Source organism: Brevundimonas sp. (genome assembly GCF_003248455.1).
Lineage (GTDB): Bacteria > Pseudomonadota > Alphaproteobacteria > Caulobacterales > Caulobacteraceae > Brevundimonas.
The window spans coordinates 1-16,853 of sequence record NZ_QFNM01000051.1; the positions used below are offsets into that span (position 1 = coordinate 1).

Consider the following 16,853-nt stretch of genomic DNA (forward strand, 5'->3'; position numbering starts at 1 on the left):
CGGCAAGTTCGTCGAGCTGGCCGACACCATCCGCAGCTTCAAGGGCATCGTCGCCGGTGAATACGACCACCTGCCGGAAGCCGCCTTCTACATGGTCGGCGCCATCGAGGAAGCCGTCGCCAAGGCCGAGAAGATGGCGGCGGACGCCTGATCATGGCTGGCAAGCTGAACTTCTCCCTCGTCTCGCCGGAACGCGAGGTCTTTTCGGGCCTGGTGGACCAGGTGGATGCGCCGGGCGTCGAGGGCGACTTCGGCGTTCTGCCGGACCATGCGCCCTTCATGACCGCCCTGCGCGAAGGCCTTGTCACGGTCTATGACGGCGGGGCCAAGACCCAGTACGACGTCCACGGCGGCTTCGCCGACGTCAACGGCGATGGCCTGACCATCCTGGCCGAACAGGCGACCGAGGTCGCGGCGGGCTGACCGCTCAGGGATCGAACAGATCGAGGCCTCCTGTTTCGGCGGGAGGCCTTTTTCGTGGGCGCCGGGCGCGCTAGGACCAGCCCATGACCGATCCCATCGACATTCATGGCGTCTGCGCTTCCGGTTTCGAAGCCGTGCGCGAGGCGTTCGCCGCCAACTTCACCGACGCGCCCGAGGGGCTGGACGAGCAGGCGGCGCGGTTCAGCGTGGTGGTCGCTGGCGAGGCGGTCGTGGATCTGTGGGCCGGATGGGCCGATACGGCGAAGACGACGCCGTTTGCCGACACGACGCTGACCCCGGTCTTTTCGACCGGCAAGGCGGTGATGGCGATCCTGATGGCGACGGCGGTCGAGGCGGGACAGCTTGATTACGACCAGACGGTCGCGTCGCTATGGCCCGCCTTCGGGGCGGCGGGAAAGCAGGACGTGACGGTGGCCCAGCTGATGAGCCACCAGGCGGGGCTGGCGGGCTTTTCCGAGGCGGCGGAGCCGTCGATCTGGTTCGACGCGGACGCCGTGCTGGCGCGGCTGGCGGCCCAGGCGCCGATGTGGGCGCCGGGAACGGCCTCCGGCTATCATCCGGTCACGGTCGGCTATCTGGCCAACGAGATCTATCGCCGGGCGACCGGGCGGACGATGGGCCAGGCGCTGCGACAGGATTTCCCGGAACTGGACCTGTGGATCGGCCTTCCCGAGAGCGAACATGGCCGGGTCGCCCAGATGAGGAAGCCGACGGCGGCGCCGAACCTGGGGACCATCGACCCGATCAAACAGGCCGCCTTCCTGGATCGCGGCTCGGCGCCCGGCGGGCGGGGCTCGGCCGAGTGGCGCAAGATGGAGATCCCCTCGGCCAACCTGCATGGCGCGGCGCTGGGGCTGGCGCGGATGCTGGGCGTGGTCGCCGACGGCGGCGCGCTCGACGGGCGGTCGGTGCTGTCGGCGGGGACGCTGGCGCAGTTGACGCGCGAACGCATCCACGGGCCGGACAAGGTGCTGCCCTATACGATCAGCTGGGCGGCGGGTCTGATGCGCAACGACGGTCTGAACGTCTTCGGGCCGGGCGCGGCGGTCGGCCATTACGGCTGGGGCGGCTCGATGGCCATGGCCGACCCGTCGCGCCGGCTGTCGGCCGCCTATGTGATGACGCGCCAGTCGCCGCACCTGATCGGCGACCCCCGGCCCCGGCGTCTGCTGCAGGCGCTGTACGCCGCGCTTTAGATGTCCCGGCGCGGCTAGACCGTCTCGGACAGGACCACCGCCCGCTTGGCGGCGCGCGAGCGGTTGAGGGCGCCCAGGGCGAAGACGCCGGCCCCGGCCCAGATGAAGACGAAGGAGACGATCCTGAGCGGGGTCAGGGCCTCGCCCGCCCAGACGCCGCAGGCGAATTGCAGCGTCGGCGCCAGGAACTGGATGAAGCCCACGGTCGACAGGGGCAGGCGTCGCGCCGACCAGGCGAACAGGACCAGGGGGATGACGGTCGCCGGGCCGTTGATCAGCGCCCACGCCAGGCTGGACGGCGAGGAAAAACCCTCCGCCTGGCCATGCGTCGCCAGCCAGGCCAGGAAGACCGCGCCGATGGGCAGGAGCACCAGGCATTCGACGAACAGCCCCGTCTGGGCCGAGGCCGGCACGCGCTTGCGGATCACCGCATAGGCGCAGAAGGTGACGGCCAGGGTCAGGCCGATGAGCGGCGCATGGCCCAGCGCCACGGTCTGGACGGCCACGCCGACGACGGCCAGGGCGATGGCGACGGCGCTCCAGCGGTCGATCTTTTCGCGGAACAGCACCGCCCCCGCCGCCATGTTCAGCAGGGGGTTGATGTAATAGCCCAGGCTGGCCTCCAGCGTCGCATGATGGGTGGTGGCGACGACGTAGAGGCTCCAGTTCGTGCCGATCAGCAGCGCCGAGAACGCCAGCCAGGCGAAGGTGCGCGGATTGGCCAGGACCTGGCGCGCCTCGCCCCACTGGCCCGCCAGCAGCAGCACCGCCCCGGCGACGAAGACCGACCAGACCGCCCGGTGGGCCAGGATTTCGGGCGCGCCGAAGCCGTGGGCCGCCATGGCCATGAACAGCAGCGGCAGCAGGCCCCACAGGGTGTAGCAGGCGACGGCCGTCCCGACGGCGCGGGGATCGGCGGGGGCGGTGGCCGTGGCGGGGGTCATGACACGTGTCCCTTGCTGTCGTCCGCGTGACCTTCTTCTTTCGTCATCCTCCGGGGAGCGGAGCGAGACCGGGGGGACCCAGCGGCGCCGAAGGCGAAATCTTTCCGCAGCAAGAGGCTTGAAAAGCCGGGCCGCGACAGGTTCGCGCTCACGCGCGCCGCTGGGGCTCCCGGTCTGCGCTGCGAAGGCGCGGCTTGCCGGAGGATGACGAAGTCGAAAATCACACGGTGATCGACCGATATCCCGACGACGACTTGATCACGCCCGTCTCGTCCAGAAGCTGGGCGATCTGGACCGCGTTCAGGGCCGCGCCCTTGCGCAGGTTGTCGGACACGACCCAGAAGCTGAGGCCGTTCTCGACCGTCGGGTCCTTGCGGATGCGGCTGACATAGACGGCGAACTCGCCGGCCGCGTCGACCGGGGTGATATAGCCGTCGTGTTCCTGCTTATCGACCACCAGCACGCCGGGCGCCTCGCGCAGGAGGGCGCGGGCCTCGTCGGGTTCGATGGGGCGGTCGAACTCGACCGTCACGGCCTCCGAATGGCCGACGAAGACCGGCACGCGCACGCAGGTCACGGTCAGCTTGATCGACGGGTCCAGCATCTTGTGGGTCTCGTCCCACATCTTCTGCTCCTCGTCGGTGGAGCCGTCCTCGTTGAACGAACCGATGTAGGGGATGACGTTGAAGGCGATCTGCTTGGGGAACTTCTTGGGCGTGGCGTCGCCCAGGCCGTAGATGGCCTTGGTCTGGTTCCACAGCTCGTCCATGCCTTCCTTGCCGGCGCCGGAGACCGACTGATAGGTCGAGACCACGACCCGCTTGATCCTGGCCGCGTCGTGCAGCGGCTTCAGCGCCACGACCAGCTGGGCGGTCGAGCAGTTGGGGTTGGCGATGATGTTCTTCTTCTTCGCGTCCTTGACCGCGTCGGGGTTCACCTCGGGCACGATCAGCGGCACGTCCGCGTCCTTGCGGAAGGCCGAGGAGTTGTCGATGACGATGGGGCCGGCCTTGCCGATCCTTTCCGACCATTCGCGCGACACCGCGCCGCCGGCGGACATCAGGACGATGTCGACGGATGCGAAGTCGAACTGTTCGATGTCCTGGCATTTGACGGTCTTGTCGCCGAACGAGACCTCGACCCCCTTGGACTTGCGCGAGGCGATGGCGTGGATTTCGTCGACGGGGAATTCGACCTCTTCCAGGATGTTCAGCATCTCACGGCCCACATTGCCCGTGGCCCCGACGATGGCGACGCGATAACCCATTTTTTCGTTGTCCTTCGGACGCGCTACCGCTCGACCCGCGGGGTCTCGCTGCTTGAGCGCGGATTGTGGTGTGGTGTGCAATTAGGCGTTCGCAGCCGCGAAGCAATCGCTTTTCGCTGGAGGGACCGTTAAGCAACGCTCCCATGACCTCCCGCATCCGCAACGCCTACGACATCCGAGTGGAAGAGGGGGTGCTGACGCCCGATCCGGCGCAGGAAAGCGTCATCGCGGCGCTGGAGCGGCTGGAGACCGACCTGGCGAAAAAGCCCGGCCTGTTCGGCAAGGCGCCGGAGGTGCGGGGGATCTATCTCTATGGTCCGCCGGGACGCGGCAAGTCGATGCTGATGGACCTGTTCTATTCGGCGACGCCGGAGCCGCGAAAGGTCCGCGCCCACTTCCACGCCTTCATGGCCCGCATCCACGACCTGGTGCGCCAATGGCGCGAGGGGGATGCGAAGACGAGGAAGGCCGTGTTCGGAACACAGCACTCTCGCAAGGGGGGCGACGATCCCATTCCGCCCGTCGCCAGGCTGATCGCGTCCGAGGCGCGGCTGCTGTGTTTCGACGAGTTGCAGGTGACGGACATCGCCGACGCCATGATCCTGGGCCGCCTGTTCGAGGCCCTGTTCGAGGATCGGGTGGTGCTGGCCATCACCTCGAACCGCGCGCCGGAGGACCTGTACAAGAACGGCGTCAATCGCCAGCTGTTCACCCCGTTCATCGACATCATCCGCGAGCGGTGCGAGGTGGTGCCGACGGCCGGGGCGCGCGACTGGCGGCTGGACCGGATGACCTCGGCCCAGGTCTGGCACACGCCCGACGACCGGGCGGGGTTCGAGGACCTGTGGCGCGAACTGAAGGGCGGGGAGCCGGAGGAGCCCGCGCACCTGACCGTCCTGGGCCGCGACGTGAAGATCGAGCGCACGGTCGGGTCCATGGCGCGCGCGACGTTCGCGGAACTGTGCGCCAGACCCCTGGGGCCGCAGGACTATCTGGCCGTCGCCCAGAGGTTCCACACCCTGTTTCTGGAGGACGTGCCGATCCTGAGCTCGGCCAACCACCACGAGGCGCGGCGGCTGGTGACGCTGGTGGACGCCCTTTACGAGGCCAAGACCCGGCTGATCGTCCTGGCGGCGGCCCGCCCCGAGGCGCTCTACACCGAGGGGGTGGGGGCGTTCGAGTTCGAACGCACCGTTTCCCGCTTCAACGAGATGCAGAGCAAGGACTGGCTGGCGCACGTCCGGGATTAGGTTTCCCTCTCCTGCGGGGAAGGGAAAAAGAATAAGGGCCTGCGGAGCGATCCGCAGGCCCTTCGTCATCAGATGGAGGCGTGGCTTAGGCCAGCGAGGAATCGATGTCCTTGCAGGCCTGCAGCAGGCCCTGGACCGAGGCGACGGACTTTTCGAACATCGCCTTTTCCTCGTCGTTGGTGGTGAACTCGACCACCTTCTCGACGCCGGCGGCGCCGATCAGGGCCGGGACGCCGACGTAGAGGTCCGACAGGCCGTATTCGCCCGACAGCCAGACGGCGCAGGGCAGGACGCGCTTCTGGTCCAGCAGATAGGACTTGGCCATGGCGATGGCCGATTCAGCCGGGGCGTAGAAGGCCGAGCCGGTCTTCAGCAGGGCCACGATCTCGCCGCCGCCCTTCCTGGTGCGCTCGACGATGGCGTCCAGGTCGGCTTGCGACAGGAAGCCGGCGGCGACGGCGTCCGGCAGGGGCAGGCCGCCGACGGTCGAGTGGCGCACCATCGGCACCATGTCGTCGCCGTGGCCGCCCAGGGTCCAGGCATGGATGTCCTGAACCGACACGCCGGTCTTTTCGGCCAGGAAGTAGGCGAAGCGGGCGCTGTCCAGCACGCCGGCCATGCCGACGACCTTCTCCTTGGGGAGCCCTGAGAACTTCTGCAGGGCCCAGACCATGGCGTCGAGCGGGTTGGTGATGCAGATGACGAAGGCGTCGGGGGCGTGGGCCTTGATGCCTTCGCCCACGGCCTTCATGACCTTCAGATTGATGCCGATCAGGTCGTCGCGGCTCATGCCCGGCTTGCGCGGCACGCCGGCGGTGACGATGCAGACGTCGGCGCCCGCGATGTCGGCGTAGCGGCGATGTCGAACAGGATCACGTCGCCCAGGGCTTCGCGCGCGGCCACATGGGCCAGGGTTCCGCCGATCATGCCGGCGCCGATGAGGGCGATCTTCGCGCGAGCCATGGATGTCTCCGTTTATTGCGTGTGCGAAATGGGGATTAATCGTGCGGGCGGTCTAGACCCGCAAAGGCGGCGCTGCAAGGCTGGGGGAACCCTGTCGCGGAGGCCCCCATGACCGACTTTCGTCCAGACCCGGCCTTCGACGCCGGATCGGTCCCCGCCGCCGAATGGCCGCTGTGCCATGTGCGGCTACAAGACGACGCCCGCTTTCCCTGGCTGATCCTGATCCCGCGCGTCGAGGGGGCGGTGGAGCTGGAGGATCTCGGCGTCGGTCAGCGGGCCATGCTGATGGCGGAGACGGTGCGCGCCGGGGCGCTGGCGCGGCGGCTGGGCGAGGTCGAGAAGCTGAACGTCGGGGCCATCGGAAACGTGACGGCGCAACTGCACGTGCATGTCGTGGGGCGCCGTCGCGACGACGCCCTGTGGCCCGATCCGGTCTGGGGCCGAGGGCCGGCGGTTCCCTATGAGGACGATGAACGGATGCGGCTGCTGGGCGTGATCGCGGGCGGCTGATCCGCCGCCGTATCGTCTTTCCGGGGCCGCGCGAAGCGAGGAACCCGGAACCCAAGACCGCCGCACGGTCGGCGATTCATTCTGTCGGCGATGCCTTCCTGGGTTCCGGGTTCGTCCTGCGGACGCCCCGGAATGACGATCGCGGTTCTCAGATAATATCCAGCGGAACGGCGTGTTTCGGCGGCGGGAAGGCCGCGTCCAGCCGTTCGAGGTCTTCAAGATCGAACTGGATGTCCAGGGCGTCGGCGTTGGCCTCGACGTGTTCGACCGAACTGGCCTTGGGAATGGCGATGACCCCGTCGTGGCGCAGGACGGCGGCCAGGGCCACCTGGGCCGGCTCGGCCGAGTGGCGGTTGGCGATGTCCTGGATCAGCGGATGCTCCAGAAGGCCGCCGCGTCCCAGCGGCGAATAGGCCATCATCGGCATGTCGCGCGCCTGCATCCAGGGCAGGAGGTCGAACTCCACCCCGCGCGAACCCAGGTTGTAGAGAAGCTGGTTGGCGGCGCAGTCCTCGCCGCCTTCGATCCGCATCAGCCGCTCCATCGCGTCCAGATCGAGGTTGGACACGCCCCAGCGGGCGATCATCCCCTCGTCCACCAGTTCGCGAAACGCCTCGACCGTCTCCTCCAGCGGGACATGGCCCTCCCAATGCAGCAGATAGAGGTCCAGCCGGTCCACCTTCAGCCGCTCCAGAGACCGTTCGCACGACAGCATCATCTTCATCTCCGAGGCGTTCTCGGGCCGGACCTTGGAGACGATGAAGACCTCTTCGCGGCGACCGGCGACGACCTCGCCCACCAGGCGCTCGGAGCGGCCGTCGCCATACAGTTCGGCCGTGTCGATCAAGGTCATGCCCAGGTCGATGCCGCGCGCGAGGGCCTGCTGCTCCGCGTCGCGCCTGGCGGGATCGTCGCCGATCTCCCAGGCGCCTTGGCCCAGGGCGGGAACGGTCGTACCGTCGGCGAAGGTGACGAGGCGGGTCATGTCCGTCCTTCTAGGCTTGAGAGAGCGGCGAAAACGCCGCCGAAAGGGTTGGAAATGCGAACGCGGCTTATCAAGACCGACGGCCTTGTCCAACAGGTGCTGGAAGACGGGTTCGAGACCGACAACGCGCCGCTGGTCCTGTTGATCCACGGCTTTCCCGAACTGGGCGTCAGCTGGCGCGCCCAGGTCCAGGCGCTGGGCGAGGCGGGCTATCACGCCGTCGCCCCCGACATGCGGGGCTACGGCGGGACCGACAAGCCGGGCGGCTCGGCCGCCTATTCGATCCTGAACCTGGTCGGGGACATGGTCGATCTGGTCCGCGCGCTGGGCGAGACGCGCTGCGTCGTGATCGGCCACGACTGGGGCGCGCCGGTGGCCTGGCATTGCGCCCTGTTGCGGCCCGACGTGTTCCGCGGCGTGGCGGGCCTGTCCGTGCCGTTCCAGCCGCGCCGCTTCAAGGGCCCGCCGACGACGGCCATGGCCGCGATCACGAAGCGGGCGGGACTGGGCGATCTCTATATCCTGCGGTTCCAGGCGCCGGACGCCCATCGGGCGCTGGAGGCGGATACGGCCACGACGCTCAGGAAGCTGTTCTACGCCTATGACGGCGCGACCCCGGCCGATCGGCGCTCGACCGGCTTCATGCCCGAGGGCGCGGCCCTGCTGGACACGATCCCCGACGATGCGACCCTGCCGCCGTGGATGAGCCAGGATCATTTCCAGGCGTATGTGCAGGCGTTCTCCGCCGACGGGTTCGACGCGCCGTTGAACTGGTACCGGGCGCTGGACCTGAACTGGTCGCTGACGGCCTTCTTGCAGGACCGGAAGATCGACCGGCCCGCCCTGTTCGTCGTCGGCCAGGACGACCCGGTGCGCCATTATGCGGGAGCGGCCGAGGCGGAGCTGACGACCTGGGTTCCGAATCTGACCCGGTCGGTGGTCTTGCAGGGCGCGGGCCACTGGATCCAGCAGGAGCGGGCGGACGAGGTGAATGCGCTGCTGCTGGAGTTTCTGGTCGGCCTGCCGCTCGGGGTTTAGGCTGCGGGCAGCGCACGCGCCTCGGCGACGATCTCCAGGCTGCGGATGCGGGCGGCGTTGTCGAACATCATGCCGGTGATCATCAGTTCGTCCACCCCGGTCAGGGCGATGAAGTCGGCCAGCTGCTTCTTCACCGTCTCGGGTCCGCCGACGGCGGAATAGATCAGGCGGCTCCTGGCGCCCTCGATCTGCTGCGGCGTCAGGACGGCGGCGATGTCGTCGACGGGCGGCGGAAGCTTGCCCGGCTTGCCGGTCGACAGGCGCGCGAAGCTTTGCTGCATGGAGGTGGACAAACGCACGCCCTCTTCGTCGCTGTCGGCGGCGAAGACGTTGACGGCGGCCATGGCGTGGGGCCGGGCCAGGCGGTCGGAGGGGGTGAAGCTGCGCCGATAAAGCGCCAGGGCCTCCAGCAGCAGTTCGGGCGCGAAATGGCTGGCGAAGGCGTAGGGCAGGCCCAGCTGGCCGGCCAGCTGGGCGCTGAACAGGCTGGAGCCCAAGAGCCAGATCGGCACGCGCAGTCCGGCGCCCGGCACGGCGCGGACCGGCTGGTTCTCGGACGCGGGCTCGAACCACTGGATCAGTTCGACCACGTCGCGCGGAAACTGGTCGGCGCCCTCGAAATAGCGGCGCAGGGCGCGGGCGGTGGCGCCGTCCGTGCCGGGCGCGCGGCCCAGGCCCAGGTCGATCCGGCCCGGAAACAGCGTCTCCAGCGTGCCGAATTGCTCGGCCACGACCAGCGGGGCGTGGTTGGGCAGCATGACGCCGCCCGAGCCGACGCGGATGCGCTCGGTTCCCGCCGCCACATGGCCGATGACGATGGCGGTCGCCGCGCTGGCGATGCCCGGCATGTTGTGATGCTCGGCCAGCCAGAACCGCCGGTAGCCCAGGCGGTCGGCGGCCTTCGCCAGGGCCAGGGTCTCGTCCAGGGCGCGACGGGCGTCGCCGCCTTCGACGATGGGCGACAGGTCGAGAACTGAGAAGGGGATCATACCGCCTAGATCGGGGCTGGCGCGCCGGGTTCAAGGGCGCGGGCGCGGAACCGCAACCGGGTCGGGCGCTTTAGATCGTCTCCACTATGAAAGAGCCGCGCCATGACGCACGCCGATTTCCACACGCCCGAAACCCCCAAGCCCGAGACGGAATGCGACGACGCCCGCGAAGCCGCCGACATGGGCGAGAAACCCGATCTGGGCCGCAAGGCCGACACCCTGATCGACGCCCTGGACGGCAGCGATTCGGGCTCGGACACGCGCGCGGGGTCTTTGCGCGGCGGCTCGGCCGGCGGTTCGGACGACGACACGGATTCGCGCCGGATCAACGAAACCCTGGCCCAGGAAGGCCGCGACGCCGCCGACCCGGATTCGCCGTCCGACGCCGAACCGGGCGCGATCGCGGGGTCGCGACGGGATTTCGAAGGGCCGGGCGGCGATCCGGCCGAGGGCGGGCGCGAGGAATAGGGGCGCGCCGCCTTGCCGCCGCCGCAAGCCTGCGCCACGGTGGCGCTTAGACCCTTCGGTCCAGGGACGCTTCTTCGATGACGCTTCGTTTGGCGGTGGTTTCCGCCGTTGTTCTGTTCGGCCTCGCCGGCTGCGACCGGGCCAAGGCGCCTGCCCCGCCCGCCGGGACGGATGCGGCAGGGCCGCCCGCCGCCGGGGTCGAGACCGGCCCCGCGCCGGCCGCGGCCCCGACGCCGACGCCGACGCCGACGCCCGCGCCCGACGGCGGCGCGCCGGCCTTCGCCGTCCTGTATCCCGGCGCCCAGGTGCAGGGCGCGCCCCTGAGCGCGGACGGCGCCGCCGGACCGGGAGGGCTGCTCACCTTCACTACCGACGCCTCGCCCGACCAGGTCGTGGCCTTCTATCGCGAGCGGGCCGAGGCCGCCGGGCTCAGGTCCGTCACCGGCATGAACCAGGGCGAGGCGCGCGCCTACGGGGCGGCGGGCGATCGGCCGGACGGGCCGTCGCTCCAGGTCGTGGCGGCCCCCAGCCCCGAGGGCGGAACCTCGGTGCATATGAATTGGAGCGCCGGATCGTGATCGCCCGCGCCGGCCGGCGGATTTCGGCGGCGGGCGTCGTCTTCGTCCTGGCCGCCTGCGCCGGCGCGCAGAGACCCATCGCGACCATCCCGGCGGACGGCTATCTGTCGGCGGGCGCCCTGGCCGGTCTGGCGGCCGCGATCCCCGCGCCGCCCGCCGCCGGCTCTCCCCAGGACCAGGCGGACAAGGCGGCCTCGGCCCGCTACGTCGCCTTGGAGGACGGGGATCGCTGGCTCCTGGCCACGTCCCACGCCGAGGTGCGGCCCCCCCTCGGGCTGCAGCATTTCGACTGCGCCCTGGGGGTGCGGCTGGGATCGGCCCAGGCGGCGGGGCGGACGCCCGCGCTGGACCGGATGATGGGACGCCTCTTTCACGACGCGGCCAGCGTCGCCGAACAGGTCAAGGCCCGTCAGGCCCGCCCGCGCCCGGTCGCGGACGATCCCGCACGCCGCGCCTGCCAGACTCTGGACGCGGCCGCGCGGCGCAGCGGCTCCTATCCGTCGGGGACGGCGGCGGTCGCAACGGCCTATGGCGAGGCGTTCGCGGCGCTGGAGCCGGATCGGGCCGAAGCCGTGCGCCGCATAGGCCGCCAGATCGGGGTCAGCCGCCTGGTCTGCGCCATGCACTATCCCAGCGACGTGGCGGCGGGCGAGGCCATCGGCCGACAGGTCGCCGCTCAGGCCGTCGCAGGCCCCGCCTTCCAGGCCGATATGGCGGCGGCGCGCGTCGAACTGGCCGCCGCTCGCGCGACGGGCCTGACCAATCCGGGCTGCGCGGCCGAACGCGCGGCCCTGGCCGCCGTCCTGCCGTAGCGATGGCCGGCTGGCTCGCGCTCGCACTGACGCTGCAGGCCGCGCCGCCCGACCTGCCCGCCGCCCGGCCGTGCACGGCCCGGGAGACGGCGGACCTGACCACGCCGTCGGACCTGCCCTATCGGCTGACCTGTCGGGCCGAACTGGCCGGGCGCGACATCCGCCGCCGCGTCCTGATCGAAGGCCAGGCGGCGTCCGGCGCGGTTCTGGATTGCGGCGGGGGAGAAATCCGCGCGCCGGGCCGGGCGACGACCGCCGCCCCCACGGTCGCCGTCTGGTCGAGGCCCGAGAACGGCGGCTGGTCGCGCCCGACCGACATCGCCATCCGCAACTGCGGCGTCGTGGGCAATGTGCGCGTCTGGGGCATGGGGGCGGGCGGGTCGATGCGCGACCTGCTGGCCTCGTCGCGCACCGCCGGCCACACCCTGGCGGCCCAGGCGGCGGCGCCGACCCGCGTCGTCCTGGACCGCATCCGCTTCCAGGGGGCGGGGACCATCCCCCTCTATGTCGGGCCCGGCGTGACGCGCGTCACGGTCCGCCGCTCGCGCTTTTTCGGCCGGTCGACCTCGGTGGCGATCTATCTCGACGCCGAAAGCGCCGGCGCCCTGATCCAGGACAACGACTTCGACATCCGCACCGGGCGCGAGCAGATCGCCGTGGACGGATCGGGCGCGAACCGCATCGTCGGCAACCGGCTGGCCCTGGGCGGCCGCGGCGGGGTGTTCCTGTACCGCAACTGCGGCGAGGACGGCGTGATCCGTCACCAGACGCCGTCCTACAATCAGATCACGGACAATGTCTTCACCGGCGCCGGCTGGCTGCGGCCGCGCGCGGTGGTGATCGGATCGCGCGAAGGCCGCCGGCCCTATTGCGGCGCCGACCGGGGCTATCCGTTCGGATCCAGCGCCGAGGACGGCGACGGGGCGACCGGCAATCTGGCGGCCCGCAACGTCGTCCGTCGCTGAAGCCCCCCGCGCCGATCTCCCCTTGCGCCGCACGCCGCGAGGGGGCTGACTGGGCGCGGACGTGGGGAGAAGACCAATGCGGCTGGTCCTGTTGTTCGCGGCCCTGGCGGTCGCCCTGGGCCTGGCCGTGGCGTCCAGCCGGACGCCCGCGCCGCGATCCGCCGCCACGCCCGCCCAGGCTTTCTCCGCCGAGCGGGCGATGATCGACGTCCGCGCCATCGCCCAGGCGCCCCATCCGGTCGGATCGGCGGATCACGCGCGCGTCCAGGCCTATCTGGTCCGGCGGATGACGGCCCTGGGCCTGGACCCGCAGATACAGACCGGCCCCTTGTCGCCGCGCGCCGTCCGGCGCATCGAACGCGAAGGCCGCAGCGCGCGGGGGCTGGAGGCCGCCAACATCGTCGGCGTCCTGCCTGGACGCGATCCGGCCCTGCCGGCCGTGCTGACGATGGCCCATTACGACAGCGTCCCCGGCTCCGCAGGCGCCGCCGACGATGCGGCGGGCGTGGCGGCCATCCTGGAGGCTGTGCGGGCGATCAAGGCGCGCGGCGGGACGGATCGCGACCTGATCGTGCTGCTGACCGATGCGGAGGAGTTGAACCTGGACGGGGCGCGGGCCTTTTTCGGCGCCCATCCGTGGCGCGACCGGGTCGGCGCCGTGATCAATCTGGAGGCGCGGGGCGGCGGCGGCCGGGCGATGATGTTCGAGACGGGGCCGGGCAATGCGCAGACCATAGCGGCCTACGCCCGGGCCACGCGCGGCGCGACCGGCGGGCCGTCCAGCAACGCCCTGGCCGTCTTCGTCTATCGGTTGATGCCGAACGGCACGGACTTCACCGTGGCGGCGGACAGGGGGCTGGCGGGGATCAACCTGGCCTTCATCGGACGACCGGACCAGTATCATTCGCCGGCCTCGACGCCCCAGGCGCTGGACCAGGGCAGTCTTCAGCATATCGGGTCGCAGGCGCTGGAGACCGCCGACACCTGGCTGCGGGCGCCGACCCTGCCCCAGGCGACGCAGGACGCCGTCTACGCCGACGTCTTCGGACAGTTCGTCGTCTCGCATCCGCCCCCGATCGGCTGGGTCTTGCTGGCGGCGGCGGGCCTGGCGGCCGCCTGGGCCGCGTGGCGGGCGCGTCGGGCGAGCGGGCTGAGCGCCTGGTCGGCGGCGCGCGGGGCGGCGGACGGGCTGTGGCTGATGGCCGCCGCCGTGGTCGTGGGCCAGGCTGTGCGCGTCCTGGCGGGGCCGATGGGCGGCCCGGCCTCGGCGCCGGAGACCTATTACACCCTGCTGCGCCGCCTGCCGGCGCTGGAGGCGGGGGCGGCCCTGGCGCTGGCGGGACTGGCCCTGCTGGTGATCGCGGGACGGGGCGGAGGGCGGATGCTGGCGGGCGGACTGGTCGCGGCGGCGGTCCTGGCGACGGCGCTGGGGGGCGTCGATCCGGTGCTGCTGGGGGCGGCGGCGCTGGCCGTGGTCCTCGGCCTGTGGCCGCGCCGGGCGCCGGCGACGCCGTGGGGCGGCTGGCTGGGTCTGATCGTCCTGGTGCTGATCCTGGGCGCCGGGGTTCAGGCGCTGGTGCCCCTGGCGGCCTTCCTCCTGATCTGGCCGGGCCTGATCGCGGCGCTGGCGGCGGCCTGCGCGGCCCTGATCTCCGACCGGCTGCCGGGCTGGACGGCGCCGCTCCCGGCGGCGGCTGCGACGGCCGGGGCGGGCGGCTGGCTGCTGGCCCAGGGGCACGGCGTTTTTCTGGCGGTCGGCATGGACCTGCCCGGCGTGCTTGGCGTGATCGCGCTCCTGGTCGTCGTCATGGCGCGCCCCCTGGCCCCGGCCTCCGCGGCGGGCGCCAAGACCCTGGGCCTGATCGCCGGCGGCCTTCTTCTAGGCGGCCTGGCCGTCGGGCTGGGCGCGCGGCTGATCGCCTGAGCGAGCGGCATGCGTCAGAAACGGTCGCCGGTCCGCGACGTTCCTGTTTTGATCGAGGAGAACATCTTGTGAACCGGAACAAACCATGCACATAGTCCGTCTCACGAAACGGGGGCGGGTCCATGGCGGGTCTCTCCCAGGCTTTTGACGGGAATCATGGCAAGGGAGACGAAGGCGATGGCTTCACAGGCGGCATTGAAACTGGTGGGCAAGGACGACGGCGACAAGCAACGCGCCCTGGAGGCGGCGATCGCCCAGATCGACCGCGCCTTCGGCAAGGGCTCGGTGATGAAGCTGGGCAAGGCCGGGCAGGTCAACGAGATCGAGAGCGTCTCGACCGGCTCGCTGGGCCTGGACATGGCGCTCGGCATCGGCGGTCTGCCGGTCGGCCGGGTGATCGAGGTGTTCGGCCCCGAATCCTCGGGCAAGACGACCCTGGCTTTGCACACGGTCGCCGAGGTGCAGAAGAAGGGCGGGGTCGCCGCCTTCGTCGACGCCGAACACGCGCTGGACCCGGTCTACGCCCAGAAGCTGGGCGTGAACCTGGACGACCTGCTGGTGTCGCAACCCGACACGGGCGAGCAGGCGCTGGAGATCGTCGACACCCTGGTGCGTTCGGGCGCCGTGGACATCGTGGTCATCGACTCGGTCGCGGCCCTGACCCCGCGCGCCGAGATCGAGGGCGAGATGGGCGACAGCCTGCCGGGTCTTCAGGCCCGGTTGATGAGCCAGGCGCTGCGCAAGCTGACGGCCTCGATCTCCAAGTCGAAATGCATCGTCCTGTTCATCAACCAGATCCGCCACAAGATCGGGGTGATGTACGGCTCGCCGGAAACGACCACGGGCGGAAACGCGCTGAAATTCTACGCCTCGGTGCGCCTGGACATCCGCCGCACCGGCGCGATCAAGAACCGCGACGAGGTGGTCGGCAACACCACCCGGGTCAAGGTGGTCAAGAACAAGGTCGCCCCGCCGTTCCGCGAGGTCATCTTCGACATCATGTACGGCGAGGGCATCTCCAAGCTGGGCGAGGTGATCGACCTGGGCGTCAAGGCCGGGGTGATCGAGAAGTCGGGCAGCTGGTTCAGCTATGACTCGACCCGGATCGGCCAGGGCCGCGAGAATGTGCGCGAGTTCCTGAAGCAGAACCCCGACATCGCCGCCTCGATCGAAAAGGCCGTGCGGGCCTCGACCAATAAGATCGCCGACGAACTGCTGGGCGCGCCCGAGCCGGACGAAGGCCAGGATCTCGAAGGCTGACGCCAGGACAGGAGGCTGGGCGGCCGGGGGCGGACCTGCCGGGTTCGCACGGCCGCAGCCTGGCGGTCCCTTCACCGCGACTCCGTCGCCCCTAGCGACCCGCCACCGACCCCGCGAAGGGCGGCGGAGCGACCCGCTCGACCTCGTGTCGGGCGGGTCTTTTTTGGATCGTGCAGCATCTTTCCCTTTCGTCATTCCGGGCGCAGCGCAGCGGAGACCCGGAACCCAGCGGCGCCGAAGGCGAAATCTGTCCGCCGCACGACGCCTGAAGATCGAATCCACGACAGGTTGGCTGCTACGCGCCGCCCTTCGGGTCGCGCTCTCGTGCGCCGATGGGTTCCGGGTCTTCGGGCCAAGCGGCCCTTCGCCCGGAATGACGAAAGAAAGGTGCGTCCAAACGAAAACGGGCGACCCGAAGGCCGCCCGTTCCTTGTGTCGGCAATGTCGCCTGCCGATCAGGCGGCGGCCTTCTCCGGGGCGAACTTGCCGTAGAAGGTCTCGTTCTTCGCCGCCATGTCGCGCAGAAGCTGCGGGACCTTGAAGCGGTCTCCGTACGCAGCGGCCAGGCGGTCCGCCGTCTCGACGAACTTGGCCAGGCCGATGCCGTCGATCATGCTGATCGGGCCGCCGGTCCAGGGCGCGAAGCCCCAGCCCAGGATGGCGCCCAGGTCGGCCTCGCGCGGGTCGTCGATGACGCCCTCTTCCCAGCAGCGGGCGACCTCGACCGCCTGGCGGTACAGCAGGCGCGTCTTCAGCTCGTCGATCTGGGCGAAGGCGGTCGGCGCTTCCGGCTGGTCGATGCCCTTGGTGGTCGGCGCCAGTTCGCCCAGACCCTTCCAGATCGTCTTGGGCTTCTGATCGTAGTCGTAGAAGCCCTTGCCGTTCTTGCGGCCGAAGCGTCCGCCCTCGACCATCTTGGCGACGATGTCCTCGCCTTCGGTCGGGACGTATTTGTCGCCCAGGTCCTGGCGGGTCTGTTTGGCGATCTTGTACGACAGGTCCAAGGCCACGTCGTCGTGCATCTCCAGCGGACCGCGCGGCATGCCGGTCATGCGACCGACATTGTCGATCAGGGCCGGGCCGTAACCCTCCTCCAGCATGGCCATGCCTTCCATCAGGAAGGTGGAGAAGCAGCGCGAGGTGTAGAAGCCGCGGCTGTCATTGACGACGATCGGCGTCTTCTTGATCTTCAGCACATAGTCCAGCGCCTTGGCGATGGCGGCCTGACCCGTCTTTTCGCCCAGGATGATCTCGACCAGC

Annotated in this window: 17 protein-coding genes and 1 pseudogene; 12 read left to right on the forward strand and 6 right to left on the reverse strand. The window is 70.2% G+C overall.

The annotated features are described in order from the left end of the window. The 3 genes from DI624_RS15045 to DI624_RS15055 form a co-directional block, all read left to right on the forward strand. Positions 1-151: hypothetical protein (locus DI624_RS15045; protein WP_291540139.1), on the forward strand; the 151-nt coding region annotated here is incomplete at its 5' end. Positions 152-153: 2 nt separating this feature from the next. Continuing rightward, the gene (locus tag DI624_RS15050; RefSeq protein ID WP_291540107.1) at positions 154-423 is read left to right on the forward strand and encodes an ATP synthase F1 subunit epsilon; all 270 of its coding nucleotides are present in this window, start codon (positions 154-156) and stop codon (positions 421-423) included. Positions 424-506: 83 nt separating this feature from the next. Next, the gene (locus DI624_RS15055; RefSeq protein WP_291540109.1) at positions 507-1,640 is read left to right on the forward strand and encodes a serine hydrolase domain-containing protein; all 1,134 of its coding nucleotides are present in this window, start codon (positions 507-509) and stop codon (positions 1,638-1,640) included. A gap of 14 nt (positions 1,641-1,654) precedes the next feature. Here the strand turns inward: DI624_RS15055 and rarD are convergent, their stop codons facing one another. Continuing rightward, positions 1,655-2,584, reverse strand: coding sequence for an EamA family transporter RarD (gene rarD / locus DI624_RS15060; protein ID WP_291540111.1), 930 nt, complete (start codon positions 2,582-2,584; stop codon positions 1,655-1,657). Positions 2,585-2,804: 220 nt separating this feature from the next. Then, positions 2,805-3,851: an aspartate-semialdehyde dehydrogenase gene (locus tag DI624_RS15065; RefSeq protein ID WP_291540113.1), complete on the reverse strand. Its 1,047-nt coding sequence runs from the start codon at positions 3,849-3,851 to the stop codon at positions 2,805-2,807. A gap of 143 nt (positions 3,852-3,994) precedes the next feature. On the opposite strand from DI624_RS15065, the gene zapE reads away from it, so the two are divergent. Next, positions 3,995-5,101, forward strand: coding sequence for a cell division protein ZapE (gene zapE, locus DI624_RS15070; protein ID WP_291540115.1), 1,107 nt, complete (start codon positions 3,995-3,997; stop codon positions 5,099-5,101). 85 nt (positions 5,102-5,186) lie between these two features. Here the strand turns inward: zapE and DI624_RS15075 are convergent. Continuing rightward, positions 5,187-6,064, reverse strand: a pseudogene (locus DI624_RS15075) (malate dehydrogenase). A 108-nt stretch (positions 6,065-6,172) separates the two neighbouring features. Here DI624_RS15075 and DI624_RS15080 point away from each other — a divergent pair. After that, on the forward strand, positions 6,173-6,574 hold the full coding sequence (locus DI624_RS15080; RefSeq protein ID WP_291540117.1) for an HIT domain-containing protein: 402 nt from the start codon (positions 6,173-6,175) through the stop codon (positions 6,572-6,574). A gap of 148 nt (positions 6,575-6,722) precedes the next feature. On the opposite strand, the gene DI624_RS15085 is transcribed toward DI624_RS15080, so the two are convergent. Beyond that, positions 6,723-7,559 (reverse strand): aldo/keto reductase, encoded by an 837-nt coding sequence (locus DI624_RS15085; protein WP_291540119.1) that lies wholly within the window; start codon positions 7,557-7,559, stop codon positions 6,723-6,725. A 54-nt stretch (positions 7,560-7,613) separates the two neighbouring features. Between DI624_RS15085 and DI624_RS15090 the strand changes: the two genes are divergently transcribed. Further along, positions 7,614-8,597, forward strand: a complete 984-nt coding sequence (locus tag DI624_RS15090; protein WP_291540121.1) for an alpha/beta hydrolase — start codon at positions 7,614-7,616, stop codon at positions 8,595-8,597. On the opposite strand, the gene DI624_RS15095 is transcribed toward DI624_RS15090, so the two are convergent. Beyond that, on the reverse strand, positions 8,594-9,586 hold the full coding sequence (locus tag DI624_RS15095) for an LLM class flavin-dependent oxidoreductase (RefSeq protein ID WP_291540123.1): 993 nt from the start codon (positions 9,584-9,586) through the stop codon (positions 8,594-8,596). The genes DI624_RS15090 and DI624_RS15095 overlap by 4 nt on opposite strands. A gap of 102 nt (positions 9,587-9,688) precedes the next feature. On the opposite strand from DI624_RS15095, the gene DI624_RS15100 reads away from it, so the two are divergent. The 6 genes from DI624_RS15100 (at position 9,689) to recA (ending at position 15,593) form a co-directional block, all read left to right on the forward strand. Beyond that, positions 9,689-10,054, forward strand: a complete 366-nt coding sequence (locus DI624_RS15100) for a ribonuclease (protein WP_291540125.1) — start codon at positions 9,689-9,691, stop codon at positions 10,052-10,054. A gap of 77 nt (positions 10,055-10,131) precedes the next feature. Next, the gene (locus tag DI624_RS15105; RefSeq protein WP_291540127.1) at positions 10,132-10,632 is read left to right on the forward strand and encodes a hypothetical protein; all 501 of its coding nucleotides are present in this window, start codon (positions 10,132-10,134) and stop codon (positions 10,630-10,632) included. Beyond that, positions 10,629-11,444, forward strand: coding sequence for a phosphatase PAP2 family protein (locus DI624_RS15110; protein WP_291540129.1), 816 nt, complete (start codon positions 10,629-10,631; stop codon positions 11,442-11,444). The genes DI624_RS15105 and DI624_RS15110 overlap by 4 nt, the downstream gene beginning before the upstream one ends. A gap of 2 nt (positions 11,445-11,446) precedes the next feature. Further along, positions 11,447-12,409 (forward strand): right-handed parallel beta-helix repeat-containing protein, encoded by a 963-nt coding sequence (locus DI624_RS15115; protein WP_291540131.1) that lies wholly within the window; start codon positions 11,447-11,449, stop codon positions 12,407-12,409. A gap of 76 nt (positions 12,410-12,485) precedes the next feature. After that, entirely contained in the window at positions 12,486-14,333 is a 1,848-nt protein-coding gene (locus tag DI624_RS15120; protein WP_291540133.1) for a M20/M25/M40 family metallo-hydrolase, read from the forward strand. Between the two features lie 177 nt (positions 14,334-14,510). Then, positions 14,511-15,593 (forward strand): recombinase RecA, encoded by a 1,083-nt coding sequence (gene recA / locus DI624_RS15125; protein WP_291540135.1) that lies wholly within the window; start codon positions 14,511-14,513, stop codon positions 15,591-15,593. Between the two features lie 455 nt (positions 15,594-16,048). Here recA and DI624_RS15130 read toward each other — a convergent pair. Further along, a partial coding sequence (locus DI624_RS15130) for a 3-hydroxyacyl-CoA dehydrogenase family protein (protein ID WP_291540137.1) occupies positions 16,049-16,853 on the reverse strand: 805 nt, incomplete at its 5' end.